Source organism: Vibrio sp. 1249-1 (assembly GCF_033340495.1).
Genome location: NZ_JAWOWJ010000232.1, coordinates 1 through 923 on the forward strand (window position 1 = coordinate 1; position 923 = coordinate 923).

1 protein-coding gene is annotated in these 923 nt (G+C 46.3%); it reads left to right on the plus strand.

Annotated elements, in window-relative coordinates; all coding sequences use genetic code 11:
• Positions 1-13: 13 nt before the first annotated feature.
• The coding region (locus tag R7Z50_RS25470) for a lactonase family protein (RefSeq protein ID WP_318149473.1) at positions 14-923 on the plus strand (910 nt) is incomplete at its 3' end.

Below are 923 nucleotides of genomic sequence, written 5' to 3' on the forward strand. Positions count from 1 at the left end.
TATAAGGCCATCCATGACAACAACTGGTCACGTGCATTTTTATATTGGCACTTACACCAACCCACCGAGTACGAGCACGGGCATTGCGCGTGTATCGCTGAACACTGAAACGGGTGAACTGACTCGGCTTGACGATGTTGTAGTTCAACGTAATCCGTCCTATCTCACGACCACCGAACACGGGCTGTATACGTTTAGCGAAATGGATAGAAATGAAGGTGCAGAGCTTGCGTTTTTTCGCGGTAGTGAATCCGTCTCTTTGCCGATTAATGGCGATTATCCGTGTCATTTGGATATCAAAGAACCGTTTTTGGCGGTTGCTAATTATGGCTCTGGAAATGTTAGCGTATTTCAATTGGAGCGCGATGGTAAGCCGCTTAGTTTATTGGCGGATTTATACGTTGATGGATGCGGGCCGAATTTAGAGCGCCAAACTTCTCCTCACGCTCATCAAGTCACGTTTTTAAAGCACAGTCATCAATTGGTTGTCGTAGACTTAGGCAGCGATAGCGTCCTTATTTATGATTACGATGCCCAGCCGCCGGATTTTTCACTGTCGCAAGTGATTCATTTGCCCGCAGGTTCAGGACCGCGCCATCTGGTGTTTAACCAACAAGAGTCGACAGCGTATGTGGTTTGCGAACTGTCAGAAACCTTGATTGTTCTGGTTAAGCACCAAGATAAATGGCTTATCTCGAATCAAACAGAATTATTAGAAGGGGAAGAGAATCAGCAAGCGGCGGCGGCGATTCGTCTTTCGCAAGATGAAAGGTTTTTGTATGTCTCTTGCCGAGCTCAGAACAAAATCAGTGTGTTTGATGTGTCTGGCGATACGCCGAAAAGGCGAGCAGCCATTCACTGTGAAGGTTTTTTTCCACGAGATTTTGTGTTGTCTCATGATCAAAAGTGGTTGTTGGTTGCCA